Below are 15176 nucleotides of genomic sequence, written 5' to 3'. Positions count from 1 at the left end.
TCCGCCCGTCACCGTTGTAGGGGTGCCACCCGCTTCACTCCCGAGTGAACCGTGCCCCCACGTCCGACACCTCCGCGCTACCTGCTGGCACTCCTGGTGGCCCTGGCCGCCTGCTCCGACTCCAACAACGGCGGCGACAAGGACCCCGATGACCCGGACGCCGGCTCCGACAACGCGAAGGTGGACCGCATCTTCGTCACCCCGAACCAGGGCTTCCTGTGGGTGGGGGAGCAGCTGACGCTGGCGGCATTCGCCTACGACGAGGACGGCACGCTGCTGGAGGACGTGAGCTTCACCTGGTCCAGCACCGACGCCGCGGTGGCGGGCCTCGAGGACGGGCGCGTCCAGGGCACCTCCAGCGGCATGTCGCTGGTGAGCGCTTCCGCCGGTGGCACCGCCAGCCCGCCGGTGGCGGTGCTGGTCTTCGACGCCCCGGAGGACAGGCGGACCACCGAGGAGGCCCTCGCCGAGGCCGCCGAGGCCGGGCTCCTGACGCCGCACGAGCTGCTCACGTACCGCGTCTATGCCACCTTCTCCGACCCGCGCCTGCCGCTCCAGTACAAGGGCCGCGCGACGGGCGCCTTCGAGACGGAGGTCCTCCAGGACGTCATCGACCAGTACGACACGCTGCCCGCGGAGACGAAGGCCGCGCTGGCCCCGTTCCTGGTGCCGCCCGCCGACGGCGCGAGCTGGCTCGCACCTCCCGGCAGTGGCGGCCAGGGGCTCGGCAACAGCCGCCCCACCTGCAAGGCCAGCACCGATGGGTGGACCTTCGTCAACTCGACGCAGGCGAAGGTCAACGTCTGGTACCAGTTCGCCGTCACCGGCCACAAGGAGAAGGCCGCGCTGGTGTCGGAGGCCATCGAGAAGGAGATCTGGCCCAAGCTCTTCGGGACGCTCGGCTTCCCCGAGCCCCTTTCGGACCTGGGCACGGGCTGCCCGCTCAACAGCCCGAAGCTCGACGTGTTCCTCGTGCGCAACGTCGACTTCCGCGGCCTCTCCGTCCCCGAGTTCGGCGCGCCCCATCAGTCCTCCGTCTTCATCATGCTGAATGAGTCGCTGCCGCCCGACGAGCTGAAGGCCGCCGCCGCGCACGAGCTGATGCACGCCAGCCACTGGGCATACCGGACACAGTCATTCCAGATGAGCTACGGGTGGCTTCGCGACGCGGTCGCCAACTGGGCCATCGACGCCGTGTACGGCAAGAGCCTCCAGCTCGAGCAGGACTTCGCGAGCTGCTACCTGAGCTCGGTGGAGCTTCCGCTCCAGGACCGCTCCAAGGGCCACTGCAGCGCGAGCAAGGCCGGCGTGGAGCGCGACTACGGCGCCTACCTCTGGTTCCAGTATGTCGCCAACACGCTGGGCCCGTCAGCGGTGAAGAGCATCCTCGCGGCGACACAGTCCGTGGACACCGGCGTGGAGGCCATCGACAACGTGGTGCCCGGAGGCTTCCAGAAGCACTGGCCCCTCTTCGGGAAGATGCTGTGGAACCAGGCTCCGGTGGACTCGAAGCCCGCGTCCTTCACCACGTGGGACACGCTGAACGAGGTGGTGAAGAGCGTGGACGCGAGTGGAGACCTGGGCGGCGCGGCGGAGAAGAAGAACGAGCTGGAGGCGGAGCTGAAGAACCTCTCGCACCGCGTCTACTACTTCGACTTCAAGGACCCCCAGACGCGCTCGGTGCTCTTCTACAACGGCTTCTTCGAGCCGAAGAAGGCGGGCAAGCACCTCAAGGTGCAGGCGATGTGGATGGACGGCGCCGGCGCCTGGCACGAGGAGGACTGGTCAGACTACGAGTACGTCGGGCTCTGCCGGGACCTGAAGGGCCAGCGCGCGCAGCACCTGGTCCTCGTCGTGAGCAACGCGGAGACGCAGGAGGGCGGCAGCGTGACGGCCCCCCGGGCGCCCTACCTGAAGCGCAACAACGTGGGGTGCTGGAAGATCCAGGGAGTGGTGAACGCCATCAACATGCAGTCGGGCTGGACGGGGCTGGGGCGCAGGGGCGTGTCCACGGTGAGCTTCGAGGTGGACAGCGCTGCGACGCAGCTGGACTTCAAGAGCCCGCTGCTCCCGGACACGCTCCGTGTCGGGGCGAACCTGCTCATCTCCCCCCGCGGCACCTTCACCTTCGAGGTGGCCTACGGCGACGGTGGGTGCGCATACAGCTTCGGCCCGGCCAACTTCACGCTGGCTCCACTCTCCGGCTTCTTGATGACGAACCCCTTTCCCGAGCTGCACAGCCCCGACGCCGCGGCGGCGGCGTGGCTGAAGACGCCGGCGCGTGCGTACTCCGGCGTGCTGTTCGACCACACGGGGTTCGTGGAGCGGGTCTCGGGCCCGGGCTGCCACACGGCCCAGCAAGACGTCCCGGGAGGACTCCTCACCACCAATGATGTGCAGAACGACGTGCACGTGAATCCGCCCACCGTGCTGCCGGATGGGCGCTTCATGCAGACCTTCTCCGAATCGGGGTTCACCTTCGACTGGAGCTTCACCCCCCAGACGCAGCCGTGAGCTTCACGGGTATCATCTCCCGTGTCTGCTGAGCGTCACCCGCTTCTGTGGACAGGTTGACGACGCTGCCTGCCGCCGCACCTCAGCCGTTCGTTCGTCCTCGGCGGGACTGACGCGCGGCGTTGCCCCCGCGGGCGGTATGGTGTGACTCCTCACGTCAGTCCAGACCAGGAGTCATGTCATGATGAGTCGGCGCAACTTCCTCGTGACCGGTGCGCTCGCGGCGGGGGCGGGCGCGGTGCCCACCACCGGAATTGCCGCGGACAAGAAGCCGCGGCCCTCCGCCAATGACTTGCGGGACTGGGGGGCCGTGCGGCGGCAGTTCGCGCTCGACCCGGCGTACACGCACCTGGGTCTGTTCTACATGGCCGCGCACCCGCGCCCGGTGCGTGACGCCATCGAGGACTACCGGCGGCAACTGGACGCCAACCCCTTCCGCACCGTCGAGCACCTGGTCTTCGAGAACGCCGAGCCGCAGCGCATGACCGCCAAGGTGTGCGGCGCCATCGCCTCTTACATCGGTGGCCGGGCCGACGACATCGCGCTGACACACAACACCACCACCGGTCTGGCGCTCCTCTACCAGGGCCTGCCGCTGAAGCCGGGCGACGAAATCCTCGTCACCACGCACGACCACTTCGTGCACCACGAGTCCATCCGCCTCGCCTCGGAGCGCAGCGGCGCGTCCTGGCGGAAGGTCCCGCTGTTCGACACGCATGACGCCATCGACGCGGACGCCATGGTGGAGCGCCTGCGCAAGGCGCTGCGTCCCAACACGCGCGTGCTGGGTGTCACCTGGGTGCACTCGGGCACCGGGCTGAAGCTGCCCATCCGGCGCATCGCCGACGTCGTCGCCGAGGCCAACCGCGACCGGCCGCCGGACCGCCGGCTCCTGCTCATCGTGGACGGCGTGCATGGGCTTGGCGTGGAGTCCCCGGACATCGTTGCCATGGGCATGGATGCCTTCGCCGCCGGGACGCACAAGTGGATGTTCGGCCCGCGCGGTACCGGCTTCGTGTGGGCGAAGCCGGAGGTCTGGGCCACGATGAGACCGCTGCTCCCCAGCTTCTCCGCCGATGAGCTGTTCGCCGCGTGGGGCCAGGACAAGGCGCCGGCCCAGCCCGCGCGGGCGTCCTGGTTCTCGCCGGGCGGGTTCCAGGCCTACGAGCACTTCTGGGCGCTGCCGGCGGCGTTCGAATTCCACCGGACCGTCGGCTCCCAGCGCATCACCCGGCGCATCCACGAGCTCAACGGGCAGATGCGCGAGGGCCTGGCGAAGCTGCCGCACGTGACGCTGTACACGCCACGCACGGAAGCCCTCTCCTCCGGCATGGTCTGCTTCGACGTGAAGGGGATGACCCCGAAGCAGGTCATGCAGCGGCTGCTCGACAAGCACCGCATCATCGCCTCGACGACGCCCTACGCCGTGTCCTACGCGCGGGTGGCCTTCGGCATCCAGAACACGCCGGAGGAAGTCGAGAAGACGCTCGCCGCGATTCGCGCCATGGCCGCCTGACCCCCTTCCGTCTCGTGCCAGTGTGCCCGCCGGTGTCCATGACCGTGGATGACAGGCGGGCCCCTGCATATCCGCGTCAGGGTGTCCTGTCGAAGCGGGCCTCCAGCTTCACGTCCGAATAGGGCGTGCGGGCCACGAGCATGAGGTAGTAGTAGCCGCCAGTCGCAGGGGTGGGGATTTCCACCGCCTCGTCATTGCCTGGCAGGTAGGGCCGGTAGTCATACGCAGAGCTCGTGGGCCACGTGCCAGCACGGACGTACAGGTCCGCGTTGCCGGTGCCGCCGCTGGCCTGGAAGCGCAGGTTGCGCGCCCCGGTGGGCACATAGAGATAGAAGTAGAGCACGCTGCCGGTGGAGGCGAGCGGTCCCCGGTAGCAACCATTGTCGAGCTTCCGGAGATCGGAAGCCGTGCAGGGCGGGGTCGTGCCAGGGCCAGGCCCGGGTGGCACGCAGGTGCTCGGGTCCGGGGCCGTCGCGACGCAGTCAATCCACTGGTGGAACTCCGCGTCGTTCGCCGTGCCCAGCGCATCCAGGGACTGGCGATAGGCGCTGTAGTCGCCCGCGCGGAACTGCGCGAGGAAGGTGCCCACCTGGTCCGCGTGCCGCTCGAACATGAAGCGCGCGGCCAGATAGCCCCACGAGTACACGCGGTCGGTGCCGCTGTTGTAGTCATTGCGCAGGACCTGGCTGAGCTGGAAGGCCTTGCTCGTGCCCAGCGCCACCGCGCTGGCGTTGTCATTCTTCCTGGAGAGGTACTCGGCCAGGCCCTCAATCCACCAGACCGTGGGCTGGCTGGTGCTCGTGGTGAAGTCTCCCTTCATGTCGAAGCGGCCGTCCAGATAGTGGACGTACTCGTGGCTCAGGTTCCAGATTTCGAAGGCGGGCCGCAGCCACTCCGCCTCGTAGGCGATGAAGCGGGCCTGATTGCCGGAGGCGGCGGGATTTCCCTCCAGGTACATGCCGCCATTGTTGGTGCTGATGCCGAACAGCACGCCAGCGTACGACTGGTAGTCAAACCTGCTGTCGAAGACGACCATCTCCAGGGACGTGTTGTTGTCGCTGGCCACCGGCATGCGGTTCGTCTTCAACGTGTCGTGGAAGTACGCCTCCTGCGTGGCGAGCTGGCTGCAGCTCTGCGCGAGCTGCGAGGCCGTCATGTCCTGCACGCGCATGCGCAGGGTGGCGCCGCAGGGATGGGTGATGCCGAGCACCGTCTGCTCCAGCGTCCGGCGGAAGTCGCAGATGCCGTAGTAGGCGCAATTGGCTCCATCGTAGTATTCGGCCATCTCCGCCGAGCCCACCCAGAGCCCCGCCGTGGGGCCCGTCATCGAGTGGTTGTCGATGACCGCCTTCACCATGAGGCGCGTCTTGCTCTGGAGGGGTCCGGAGTGCTGGAGGAAGCGGGCCAGCTCGCGTGCCGCGTTGACGGTGAGGTACTGGTTGGAGGTGGCCAGCAGGTGCCCGGTGCGGGTGATGAAGGACTCGAGCGAGTCGAGGATGGACGCGTCCGCCCGCACGGCCGCCACGAAGTCCGTGTTGTAGTGGCCCCGATAGAGGCCATTGAAGACGTTGTTGGTGGCGCCACGCATGTACGAGGAAGCCACGGTGGTGTCATTGAAGCGGTCCAGCAGGCCTCGGAAGGTGCCCAGGTGCTGGGCGGTCTCTCCGGCGCTGTCGATGAGGGTGACGAACTCCCGCAGCACCGTGCCGTGCGCATCGTTGACGTCCGTGAAGTGGCTGTTGGCGATGAAGGCCGCGAGCGCGGGACGGATGGCATTGCGCAGCGGGGTGCCGTAGCTGCCCACCGCGCCCGACTGGTAGAACTGCACGTAGTAGCCGGCTCGCAGGAACAGGATGAGCTGGAGCGTCTGGACGGTGTTGTCGCCCACGTACTGCTGCGCATTGGAGGTGAGCGCGTTGGCGACGGTGACCATCTTGCTCTCGATGAAGACCTGGCCTGCCTGGGTTCCCGTGACATGGAACAGCGTGTTGAGGCAGTCCGCCGTGGAGCCCTTCACCCGCGAGACGAGCTCGACGCCACTGGCGGATGCGAAGCTCGCCGTGTCACAGGCCAGCAGGGCCCGTGAGCGAGTGTCGGAGGTGTGCTGCCGGTGCAGTTGTTCGGGGGCGACATCTGGTTCGCGCTCGTGAGGCTGGATGCGTTGATGGGTGTGCTCCAGCCCGTGGACCTTCCAGTCGGACTCCGCGGGCGGCGGACTCCGCGGGCGGGCGAGCGCTCCCGTCGCGATGAGGGTGAGACCGACAGCCAAGGCGATGCGACAGTGATACCCATCCGTGACAGGACAGCGCATGGACTCATGCTCCTCGGGGGGAACTGCTGCGCGATGTCAGCCGTTCCGGCCGACTCGGCTTGCGTTGGAGAAATTCGTGACAAACCAGTATTAACAACAGGGTCTGACATGCCAGCGCAGGCCGATGCCGGCCACCTGGATCACGCCGTCCAGCGAGACCTGCTCGATGAGCTTGAGCTTTCTCAGTCGCGGGTGCCAGGCGCCGTCGACCTCGGGAAACGTTCCTGAACCCACCCCTGCCACCGCGGCCTCTCGCGGGCGACGGTTTCGGCCGCCTGTTCGCTGTAACCGATTGCGAGGGTACGACGTACCGGGCTCACAACCCAGCGAGGGGCGACCTCGGAGGCAGCGTATGAGCTTGAAGCGTTGGAGTCTCGTGGCGGCAGTGACCTGCTCGATGGCGGCGTGCGGCGGTGCGGAGTCGCCCGAGGAGATGGTGGACGAGTCGATGACGGTGGAGATGGACGCGTCCGCGCCGGACTTCGCGATGGACGAGGCGGGGGTCCAGGCTTCGGCGGAGGCAGCCAGGGGCAACGGCCCATGCGGTGACGCGTACACGCGGCTCGTGCGGCACACGCCCATCGGGGACCTTGCCCACCTCGACATCTATTACTCGCCTTCCAACGACCGGTACTGTGCCGTGAACATGGCGACGGCCAATACCTGGGACTCGCGGCGCGGCCGCTCCATCGCAGTCCGTGAGGGGCGCAATCCCTCGCGCCAGTCCGACTCCGGGCGCTACCTCATCTATGCAGGGCCCATCTACGTCAGCAAGGCGGCCTCGGGCTGCATCAAGCTCGCGGCCAGCGTCCAGGTCACGCCCACGTCGGACCTCGGGATCGGGTCGTACGCGCGCGTCTGCGACTGACGCACGGCCGGGCTGCCGCCCGGACGTGCCGTGGAGGCCGAGGCCGTAATGAGCATGTGACACCCGGTCAGCGCTCCAGCAGTTGCTGAAGGGCACGGCGCAGGAAGCTGCCCGCCATCACCCCGGTCTCCGCGACCTTGACGTAGAGCGGCAGGTCGACGATGGCCGTGCGCAGCTCGGGGCGCGACCATGCGTCGATGCCGGTGCGGTCCACCCAGGAGCCGTGCAGCGGGAAGCCGGGGCGCAGCCCTCGCTCCCCGGGCGCCGGCATGAGCTTCGAGACGGGCCCCACCGACAGCGGCTGCTGCCCATCGAAGATCCACACCTCGACATGCGACGCGTCCGGCCCCCACACGCAGCCGATGAGCCAGCCGTCCTTCATCGTCGTTCCGCCCGCGCGTGGCACCCAGACGGGCGCCCCCATGAGCCAGCCGGGCGGGAACGCATACGCACTCTCGAGCGCGAGGTCCGCGTCGAGCCGGAACAGCTTCGTCGTGTTCGATGAGTCGACGAGCCGCTCGAGGTACTCGGCCTCGGGGACGAGGCGCTCACCCGGCACCCGGTGACGGCGAAAGTCGTCGAAGGGGCGGACCGCCAGGGTCTCCGGCAGGTACCCGCCCGCGACCCAGTAGGTGTGGGTCTGCACCCGGGTCTGCGCCGCGAGGCTGCTCGCCGCGCTCGCGCCGCCAGCGCGCTCGTAGGCAAGCGGCTGACACGGCGGCAGCAGGTTCACGCCGAAGCGGAAGTCGCTCGCGCGCGTGGGGTCCGGGAACGCGTGGGTGGAGCCCAGCACCGCCGAGGTCTTGCTCACGTGCACGACGTGCTTGCGCACCTGGTTCAGGTCCGTGGAGCTCGTGAAGAGCCCGAGATAGTCGGGGTGGACGCGGTCGCCGGTCGCGAGCACGTCCTCCTCATGGAGCTGATCCGCGGGGTCGGCACCGAGGTTGTGCTGCGCGTAGATTCTGAGCTGCCCCGCGGTGTCGTCCCAGTCCACCAGGGCGTGGCTGAGCTCGCCCGGGAGCCGGACGCGGAGTGCGTCGACGCGGCGTGCCCCCCTCGCAATCGCGCCGCGCAGCGCGTCCTTGCGGATGACGTAGAGGTCGCAGTGCGTGCTCGGGACCGGCGGGCGCATGAAGTGCTCGAGCGGCTTCCAGAGCGCGTCGAGCTTGGGCCGCGCGAGCGCGGGCAGCTTCCGCCGCAGCTCCTCCGTGAGCAGCCCGAGAATCGGCTCGACGAGCGCCCAGGTGTTGAGCACGAGGTTCGAGTTGAAGACGAGCAGGTGGTCGCGCGTGAGGCTCAGCTGGTGCGCCGACGCCTGCTCCATCGTGACCGGCTCGCCATCGACATGGACGCGCAACGGGCGCGCCGGCCCGTGCGAGCTGCCGTCCCACGTCGTCACAAACAAATCGCCCCGCACGGCGCGCTGGGAGCTCGGGGTCAGGAAGTCGAGCACGCGCGGCACGACGTTGGTGAAGAGGAGCGCCGGCCGTCCAGAGTCGAAGTCGGGGTCGTAGACCGGGTGCCCCGTCGTCAGGATCATCGGGCTGAACGAGCTGCCGACGGAGGACTCGTAGTCCTGCGTGCCGCCCACCGGCCCCACCTGCGAGAGCTCGCGGGGGTTCACTTCGGTGGGGCGCCCCGCGTCGTACGAGACCACCAGGCGGCGCCCGCCCGAGCCAATCTCGAAGGTCGGAATGGGCGCCGTGTTCACGAGGTTCGCGATGCCCAGCCAGCTCACCTCGGCGAAGTCGGTGCGCACCGACGCCGCGGGCGCGAGTGCGCGCAGGTGCTGGGACTGCACGTCGAGAAAGCGCGTCGCGAGCACGTGCTCGCCGTCCACACCGGCATCGAGGTCGATGGACAACAAGCGCCCCGGGGCCGTCAGCAGGTGCGGGTTGGCGAAGCGCGCGGTGTTGACGTCGAAGATGGCCGCATGGGGGAACGCGGTGAAGAGCACGCGCCCCGAGAGCCCGGCGGGCAACGGCGACGTCGGCACATACCGCGTGACGCGGTCCGCGAGCTCACCGTGATAGACGTGCTTCAGTCCCGCGGCCATGGCTGCGCGGTAGGCGGGCTCGGGGATTGGGATGGGCGGCATGGGTTCTGCATTCGCGTAACACAGGCCCCAGCGCCATGACCCCGGGCGCCGACGACGACGTCACGTGCACAACGGCGACGGGGTGAAGCCCGGCGTGGCCGCCCCGGCCGTCTTCTGGACAGCAGGCGCTTACCGGGGCAGATGTGTGCACACCGATGGCCTCCCGTCCGCCCTCCACGCGCAACTCTACCGTCCGGACGCAGAAGACGAAGCAGCTCCCCACTGCCGCCCGGCGCGTCGTGGCGAAGCGCTCTGGCCCGAGCTGGGGTCGCTGGGCGCTCGGCGGGTGGCTGCTACTCGTCCTCTGGCTCAGCGTGGAGTTCGCGCGGCTGCCCGACGTGAGCCTCCTGCAGACGCAGAACCCGCGCACCACCGCGCTCATGGCGCAGCGAGCCGAGGAGGCGCACGAGGCGGGCAAGAAGCCTCGCGTGCGCCAGGCCTGGGTGTCCCTCGGCGCGGTGGCCCCGCACGCGGTGGACGCCGTGCTGACCTCCGAGGATGCGCGCTTCTACAAGCACGAGGGCGTGGACTGGACGGAGGTGGAGAACGCCCTCGAGCAGTCGGTGCGCGAGGCGCGCCTGGGGCGCGGCGCGTCCACCCTCACCCAGCAGCTGGCGAAGAACCTCTACCTCTCCACGGACCGCAGCCTGCTGCGCAAGGGCAAGGAGCTGCTGCTCGCGCGCCAGCTGGAGACCCACCTGTCCAAGCAGCGCATCCTCGCGCTGTATGTGAACGTCGTGGAGTGGGGAGACGGCGTGTACGGCATCGAGGCGGCGGCGCGCGAGCACTTCGGCACCTCGGCGCGGGCGCTCAGCGTGGCGCAGGGCGCGATGCTCGCGGGCATGCTGCCCGCCCCGCGCCGCTGGCTGCCCGCCCAGCGCCCCGAGGCCCTGCGCAACCGCGCCGGCATCATCATCGGGAGGCTGGAGCGTGAGGGGCGCATCACGGGTGCGCAAGCCCGCGAGGCCCAGGCCGAGCTCGCACGCTTCTTCGGCGCCCCTCCCCTGCCCGGCTCCGTGGCGGGGGCCATCGCCGGGTTGCCCGCGGGAAGCTGAGCCGCACGCCCCGCCGCTGCCCTCCGCAGGTGTCCAGGCCTGCTGCCCATGAGCGGCAAGGTGAAGAAAAATGCCGGCCCCTGTCGATTTCGAGGGGGCTCGTTTGACGTCATTCCAGGGACCCCGATGTTTCGCCGCACCCAGACCCGGGGGTCCGAGGAAAGACCATGAAATTCCTGATGATTTTCGAGGCCAACCCCAGCGCGCCTCCTCCCTCGCCCGAGACTCTCGCCAGGCTCGGGGCCTACACCGAGAAGATGCTCGCGTCGGGAAAGGTCGTACTGACGGGCGGGCTCGTGCGGCCCTCGCGCGGCCTCCAGATCAAGAACGAGGGCGGCAAGGTGACCGTGACGGACGGGCCGTTCACCGAGAGCAAGGAGCTCATCGACGGCTTCGCGGTGGTCAACGTGAACAGCCGGGAAGAAGCCATCGCGCTCTCCACCGAGTTCCTGCACATCGCTGGGGATGGGAAGGGAGAAATCCTGCAGCTCTTCGAGCCCGGCGGTCCGCCGCCCGCGAAGTAGGAACCGGCCGCACCGGGCGCGCCTTGTCCCTCCCGGCCTCGGATGGTGTAGTCGCACAGTGTCTGCTTCGAAGGCGCACGAGGCGCTCGCCGAGGTCTGGAAGAACGAGTCGGTGAAGCTCATCGCAGTGCTCGCGAGGTGCGTGCGCGACCTCGGACTCGCCGAGGAGCTTGCGCACGACGCGCTGGTGGCGGCGCTGGAGCAGTGGCCCGCCACCGGCGTTCCCGAGCGCCCCGGGGCGTGGCTGATGACCGCCGCCAGGAACCGCGCACTCAATCTGCTCCGCCACCGGCGGATGGCGATGGACACCCACGAGAGGTCGGGACCGGGGCTCGACTCCCACCTGCCTCTCGAAGCCGTCGAAGCGGCACTGGAGGCGGCCATGGACGAGGATGTCCACGACGACGTGCTCCGGCTGGTGTTCACGGCCTGCCATCCCGTGCTGTCCAGGGAGGCCCGCGTCGCGCTGACACTGCGGCTCCTCGGCAATCTCTCCACCGGGGAGATTGCCCGCGCGTTCCTCGCGACCGAGCCCGCCATCGCGCAGCGAATCGTGCGCGCCAAGCACACGCTGGCCGAGGCGAAGGTCCCCTTCGAGGTGCCGCGTGGCCCCGAGCTGGGTGAGCGGCTCGCGTCGGTGCTCGAGGTCGTCTACCTCATCTTCAACGAGGGCTATCTCGCCAGCGCGGGGGACGACGTGATGCGCCCGGCCCTCCTGGGGGAAGCGCTGCGCCTCGGGCAGTTGCTGGCGGAGCTCGCGCCCGAGGAGCCCGAGGTGCTCGGCCTGCTGGCGCTGATGGAGCTCCAGGCCTCGCGCGCCGGGGCGCGCACCGACGCGAGCGGCGAGCCGGTGCTCCTCATGGAGCAGGACCGCGCGCGGTGGGACCGGGCCCGCATCGAGCGCGGACTCCTCGCGCTGGAGCGCGCAGGAGGACTCGGCGGCGTGGCCGGGCCGTACCAGCTCCAGGCGGCGATTGCCGCGTGCCACGCCCGGGCACTCACGCCCGAGCAGACCGACTGGCCCCGCATTGCCTCGCTCTACGCGGAGCTCGCCGAGCGCCACCCTTCGCCGGTGGTCCACCTGAACCACGCCATCGCGGTGTCTCGCGCCGTGGGGCCCCTGGAGGGCTTGCGCCTGCTGGACGCCCTGGAAGCCCAGCCTGCGCTGGCGCGCTACCACCTCCTGCCCAGCGCTCGCGCGGACCTCCTCGAACGGCTGGGGCGGCACGAGGAAGCACGGGCGTCGTTCGAGCTCGCGGCGTCGCTCACCGACAACGCCCGCCAGCGCCAACGCCTGCGCTGGCGCGCCGCCACCTGCACCCGCGCGGGCAGGGGGTAACGCCCGCTCCCAATAAATTCGAGGCACCGTGTCGATTCCGGCGGACCCCGGGTGTCGTGCTCCAGACGGCACTCGGCCGTCCCTACTCCGGAGCCCACATGAGCCTCTCCAGCAGCCGAATCGACACGTCTTCTGCCCCCCGCAGCCCCGAGGTGCTCGCCCCCAGCACCCGGGTCCGCTGGACGGCACGCATCCTGACGGGCCTGGCGGTGGCGTTGCTCAGCTTCGACACCGCGCTCAAGGTCTTCCAGCTCGCGCCTGCGGTCGCTTCGGCCGCGGAGCTCGGCTTCACGCCGGGCGCGTTCTGGTGGATTGGGCTGTTCGAGGTGGGTTGCCTCGCGCTCTACCTGATTCCCCGCACCGCCCCACTGGGTGCGCTCCTCTGGACGGGCTTCCTCGGTGGGGCGATTGCGACGCATGTCCGGCTGGACAACCCTCTCTTCAGCCACGTCCTCTTTCCCATCTACGTGGCCATCCTGCTGTGGTTGCCGCTCTGGCTGCGCGACGCACGGGTCCGAGCCATGGCCGGGCCCGTTGCCCGCTGAGCCACCGGGAACGGCGTCAGGGACGCCCGCCGACGGACACGGGCGCATCCGAGATGTCGCGGATGCGCGAGGTGGCGAGCGCCACCAGCACGGCGCCCACGAGGCAGCAGCCACTGACCGCGAAGACCTGCGCCAGCGCCACGCCGCGCATCACCCACCCCGTCACCGCCGCGGAGATGGGCGCCAGCCCCATGAAGATGAACATGAAGATGCTCATCGCGCGGCCCAGCATGGCGGGCGGCACCCGGCGTTGAATCCAGGTGAAGACGGCCACGTGCATGAACCCGCTCAGCAGGCCGATGCCCAGCAGCAGCGCGGCGCCCTGCCACAGCGCGGTGACGAACCCCATGGGGATGAACAGCACCCCGACCACCGCATCCACCAGCAACAGCGTGGTGCCGAGGTTCCGGACCCGCATGGAGGGCCGTGCGCCGGCCACGGCCATTCCGGCCAGCGTGCCCGCGCCGTGCGCCCCCATCAGCAGGCCGAAGCCCGCCGCGCTCGAGCCGGGCAGCTGGCTGGCGAGCACCGGCAGCGCAATCTGGATGGGTCCGGTGATGAGCAGCGCGACCGCCGACCAGTAGAAGAAGCACATGCGCAAATCACGGTCGTTCCAGCACCAGCGCAGGCCCTGCACCACCGACTGCCACACCGCCTGCCCCACGGGAGCGCCGGCGGGACTCGCGGGCGCGGTCGTCCTCACCCGCGACAGCGTCCAGGCGGACACGGCGAAGCTCGCGGCATCCAGGAGGAAGGCGACGCCCAGGCCCCGGTTGTCCGACACCCTCTCGGTGCGGCCGTCACCGAACGCGGCGATGAGCCCGCCGGCCAGCAGGGGGCCCGCGAACATCGTCAACTGGCGCAGGCCCAGCAGCACGCCGTTGGCTGCCTGGAGCTGCTGGGGCGGCACCACGTGCGGCAGCAGTGAGGTGCCCGAGGGAATGCTGAAGGCCATGGCCAGGCCGAGGCCGAACGCGAGCAGGTAGAGCGCCGGGAGCGAGATGCGGCCCGCCAGCACCAGGCCGGCCAGCACCAGGAGCAGCCCCGTGCTCACATGCTTGGTCCACATCAACACCCGCTTGGGCGAGTGCCGGTCCACCACCGCGCCGCCCACCAGCATGAACACCGCGCGCGGCACGCTCATCACCCCCAGCACCAGGCCCAGCGCCAGCGTGTCGCCGGTCATCATGAGCACCAGCCACGGCAGGGCGATGGTGGTGAACTGGTCGCCCAGCATCGAGATGAAGCTGCCGCTCAGCATCCAGGTGAAGTTGCGGTCCCGGAACAGGCCGGCGGGGGCGGTATCGCTGCGTCCTCGAGTCATGAGGTCTCTGGCTCCTTGAGGGACGCAGCCTCCAGCCTCACGCAGCGACAGGGTCAAGCGCCGAATGAATCGCCTGCCGCAGGTACTGTCGGGCCGGGGCATCCAGCATCGAGCCGGCGGCCACCACCGGCTCATGGCGGTGGGCCGCCAGCAGCTTGTCGCGCAGCACGGTGTCATGGCCCGCCATGCGGTCCATCAGGCCCAGCCACTCCCGCCCGAGCGCTCGCGCCCGGAGGCCGTCGGGCGGCACGCGCTTTCGCATCAGCCCCCCCCACCGCCCGGTACAGCGCCTCCCACTCCTCGGGGGGCACGCGCTTCATGCGCATCATCTCGTCGATGCTCAGGTGCCGGCCGAGCGCCGCCAGGCGGAGCTCGATGGCCCGGTCCACGTACTCGACCATGCGCAGGTCGGGGCCCTGTTCGGAATGGACCGACGGCTCGCGCTTGTACATGTCACCCCAGCGGCGGATGAGGTCGAAGTTCCCATCCATCCAGAGGCCCATCAGCATCATCCAGCGGTGCGCGAGCGGCTGCACCTCCAGGCTGTCGGCCGGAATGCCAGCCTTCATGGCCTGGCGCACCTGGGCCATCAACGCCTGCAGCTCGGGGGCGATGCGCTGCCAGTTGCCGAAGATGGTCTTCAGCTCGTCGGTGCTGAAGTACTTGTCGCAGGCGGTCATCATCCGGATGGTGGCGAGCCAGTCGCGCGACTCCGGCACGTGGCCGTCCGACAGCTTGGCCTGGAGCAGCTCCAGCCGCGTGCGGAGCTTCTCCGCCTGCGCTATCTGCCTGTCGAGCGCCCGCAGCTGCTGTTCCACGATGACGGGGAGCGGGGCGCCGCCTCCGTCCAGCAGCCGGCCGACGTCCTCCAGCGCCAGGCCCAGCTGGCGCATGGCCTGGATGGCATGCAGCCGCGCGATGTCGGCCTGCCCGTAGAGGCGATATCCGCCCCCGGAGCGCGCCGACGGCTTGAGCAGGCCGATGGCGTCGTAGTGGTGCAGCGTCCGCACCGTCAGCCCGGCGTGCCGGGCCAGCTCCCCGATTCGCATCCCGTGTCCTCCCATCCTGGCCGCCAGGATGAA

The 15176-nt window shown here is 69.6% G+C and carries 12 protein-coding genes; 7 read left to right on the top strand and 5 right to left on the bottom strand.

What is annotated here, in order from left to right; genetic code table 11:
• Positions 1 to 51: 51 nt before the first annotated feature.
• Both LXT23_RS10595 and LXT23_RS10590 read left to right on the top strand, forming a co-directional pair.
• Positions 52 to 2514 carry an Ig-like domain-containing protein gene (locus LXT23_RS10595; RefSeq protein WP_253979997.1) on the top strand — a complete coding sequence of 821 codons (2463 nt, stop codon included), beginning with the start codon at positions 52 to 54 and terminating at the stop codon, positions 2512 to 2514.
• Positions 2515 to 2695: 181 nt separating this feature from the next.
• Positions 2696 to 4030, top strand: coding sequence for an aminotransferase class V-fold PLP-dependent enzyme (locus LXT23_RS10590; protein ID WP_253979996.1), 1335 nt, complete (start codon positions 2696 to 2698; stop codon positions 4028 to 4030).
• A 76-nt stretch (positions 4031 to 4106) separates the two neighbouring features.
• Here the strand turns inward: LXT23_RS10590 and LXT23_RS10585 are convergent, their stop codons facing one another.
• Positions 4107 to 6341: a M9 family metallopeptidase gene (locus LXT23_RS10585; protein ID WP_253979995.1), complete on the bottom strand. Its 2235-nt coding sequence runs from the start codon at positions 6339 to 6341 to the stop codon at positions 4107 to 4109.
• A 352-nt stretch (positions 6342 to 6693) separates the two neighbouring features.
• Here LXT23_RS10585 and LXT23_RS10580 point away from each other — a divergent pair, with 352 nt between their 5' ends.
• Positions 6694 to 7209 (top strand): hypothetical protein, encoded by a 516-nt coding sequence (locus tag LXT23_RS10580; RefSeq protein WP_253979994.1) that lies wholly within the window; start codon positions 6694 to 6696, stop codon positions 7207 to 7209.
• A gap of 67 nt (positions 7210 to 7276) precedes the next feature.
• Here LXT23_RS10580 and LXT23_RS10575 read toward each other — a convergent pair whose 3' ends face one another.
• Positions 7277 to 9307, bottom strand: coding sequence for a carotenoid oxygenase family protein (locus LXT23_RS10575; RefSeq protein WP_253979993.1), 2031 nt, complete (start codon positions 9305 to 9307; stop codon positions 7277 to 7279).
• 155 nt (positions 9308 to 9462) lie between these two features.
• Between LXT23_RS10575 and mtgA the strand changes: the two genes are divergently transcribed.
• The 4 genes from mtgA (at position 9463) to LXT23_RS10555 (ending at position 12770) form a co-directional block, all read left to right on the top strand.
• Entirely contained in the window at positions 9463 to 10362 is a 900-nt protein-coding gene (mtgA, locus tag LXT23_RS10570; RefSeq protein ID WP_253979992.1) for a monofunctional biosynthetic peptidoglycan transglycosylase, read from the top strand.
• Positions 10363 to 10529: 167 nt separating this feature from the next.
• A complete protein-coding gene (locus tag LXT23_RS10565) occupies positions 10530 to 10886 on the top strand; it encodes a YciI family protein (RefSeq protein ID WP_253979991.1) in 357 nt (118 codons plus the stop codon).
• 58 nt (positions 10887 to 10944) lie between these two features.
• On the top strand, positions 10945 to 12225 hold the full coding sequence (locus LXT23_RS10560; RefSeq protein WP_253979990.1) for an RNA polymerase sigma factor: 1281 nt from the start codon (positions 10945 to 10947) through the stop codon (positions 12223 to 12225).
• Between the two features lie 98 nt (positions 12226 to 12323).
• Positions 12324 to 12770 carry a DoxX family protein gene (locus LXT23_RS10555; RefSeq protein ID WP_253979989.1) on the top strand — a complete coding sequence of 149 codons (447 nt, stop codon included), beginning with the start codon at positions 12324 to 12326 and terminating at the stop codon, positions 12768 to 12770.
• Positions 12771 to 12786: 16 nt separating this feature from the next.
• On the opposite strand, the gene LXT23_RS10550 is transcribed toward LXT23_RS10555, so the two are convergent.
• From LXT23_RS10550 to LXT23_RS10540, 3 genes are read right to left on the bottom strand one after another with little or no spacing between them, the layout of a single operon-like run.
• Positions 12787 to 14094, bottom strand: coding sequence for an MFS transporter (locus LXT23_RS10550; protein WP_253979988.1), 1308 nt, complete (start codon positions 14092 to 14094; stop codon positions 12787 to 12789).
• 37 nt (positions 14095 to 14131) lie between these two features.
• Positions 14132 to 14290, bottom strand: coding sequence for a hypothetical protein (locus LXT23_RS10545; protein ID WP_253979987.1), 159 nt, complete (start codon positions 14288 to 14290; stop codon positions 14132 to 14134).
• A complete protein-coding gene (locus tag LXT23_RS10540; protein WP_253979986.1) occupies positions 14268 to 15143 on the bottom strand; it encodes a MerR family transcriptional regulator in 876 nt (291 codons plus the stop codon). Before LXT23_RS10540 ends, LXT23_RS10545 begins: the two co-directional genes overlap by 23 nt.
• Positions 15144 to 15176: the final 33 nt, after the last annotated feature.

The sequence above is a fragment of the Pyxidicoccus xibeiensis genome (assembly GCF_024198175.1).
In the GTDB taxonomy this organism is placed as follows: Bacteria; Myxococcota; Myxococcia; order Myxococcales; family Myxococcaceae; genus Myxococcus; species Myxococcus xibeiensis.
Note: the sequence above shows the minus strand (reverse complement) of the source record. Positions and strands in the feature narration are given on the sequence as shown.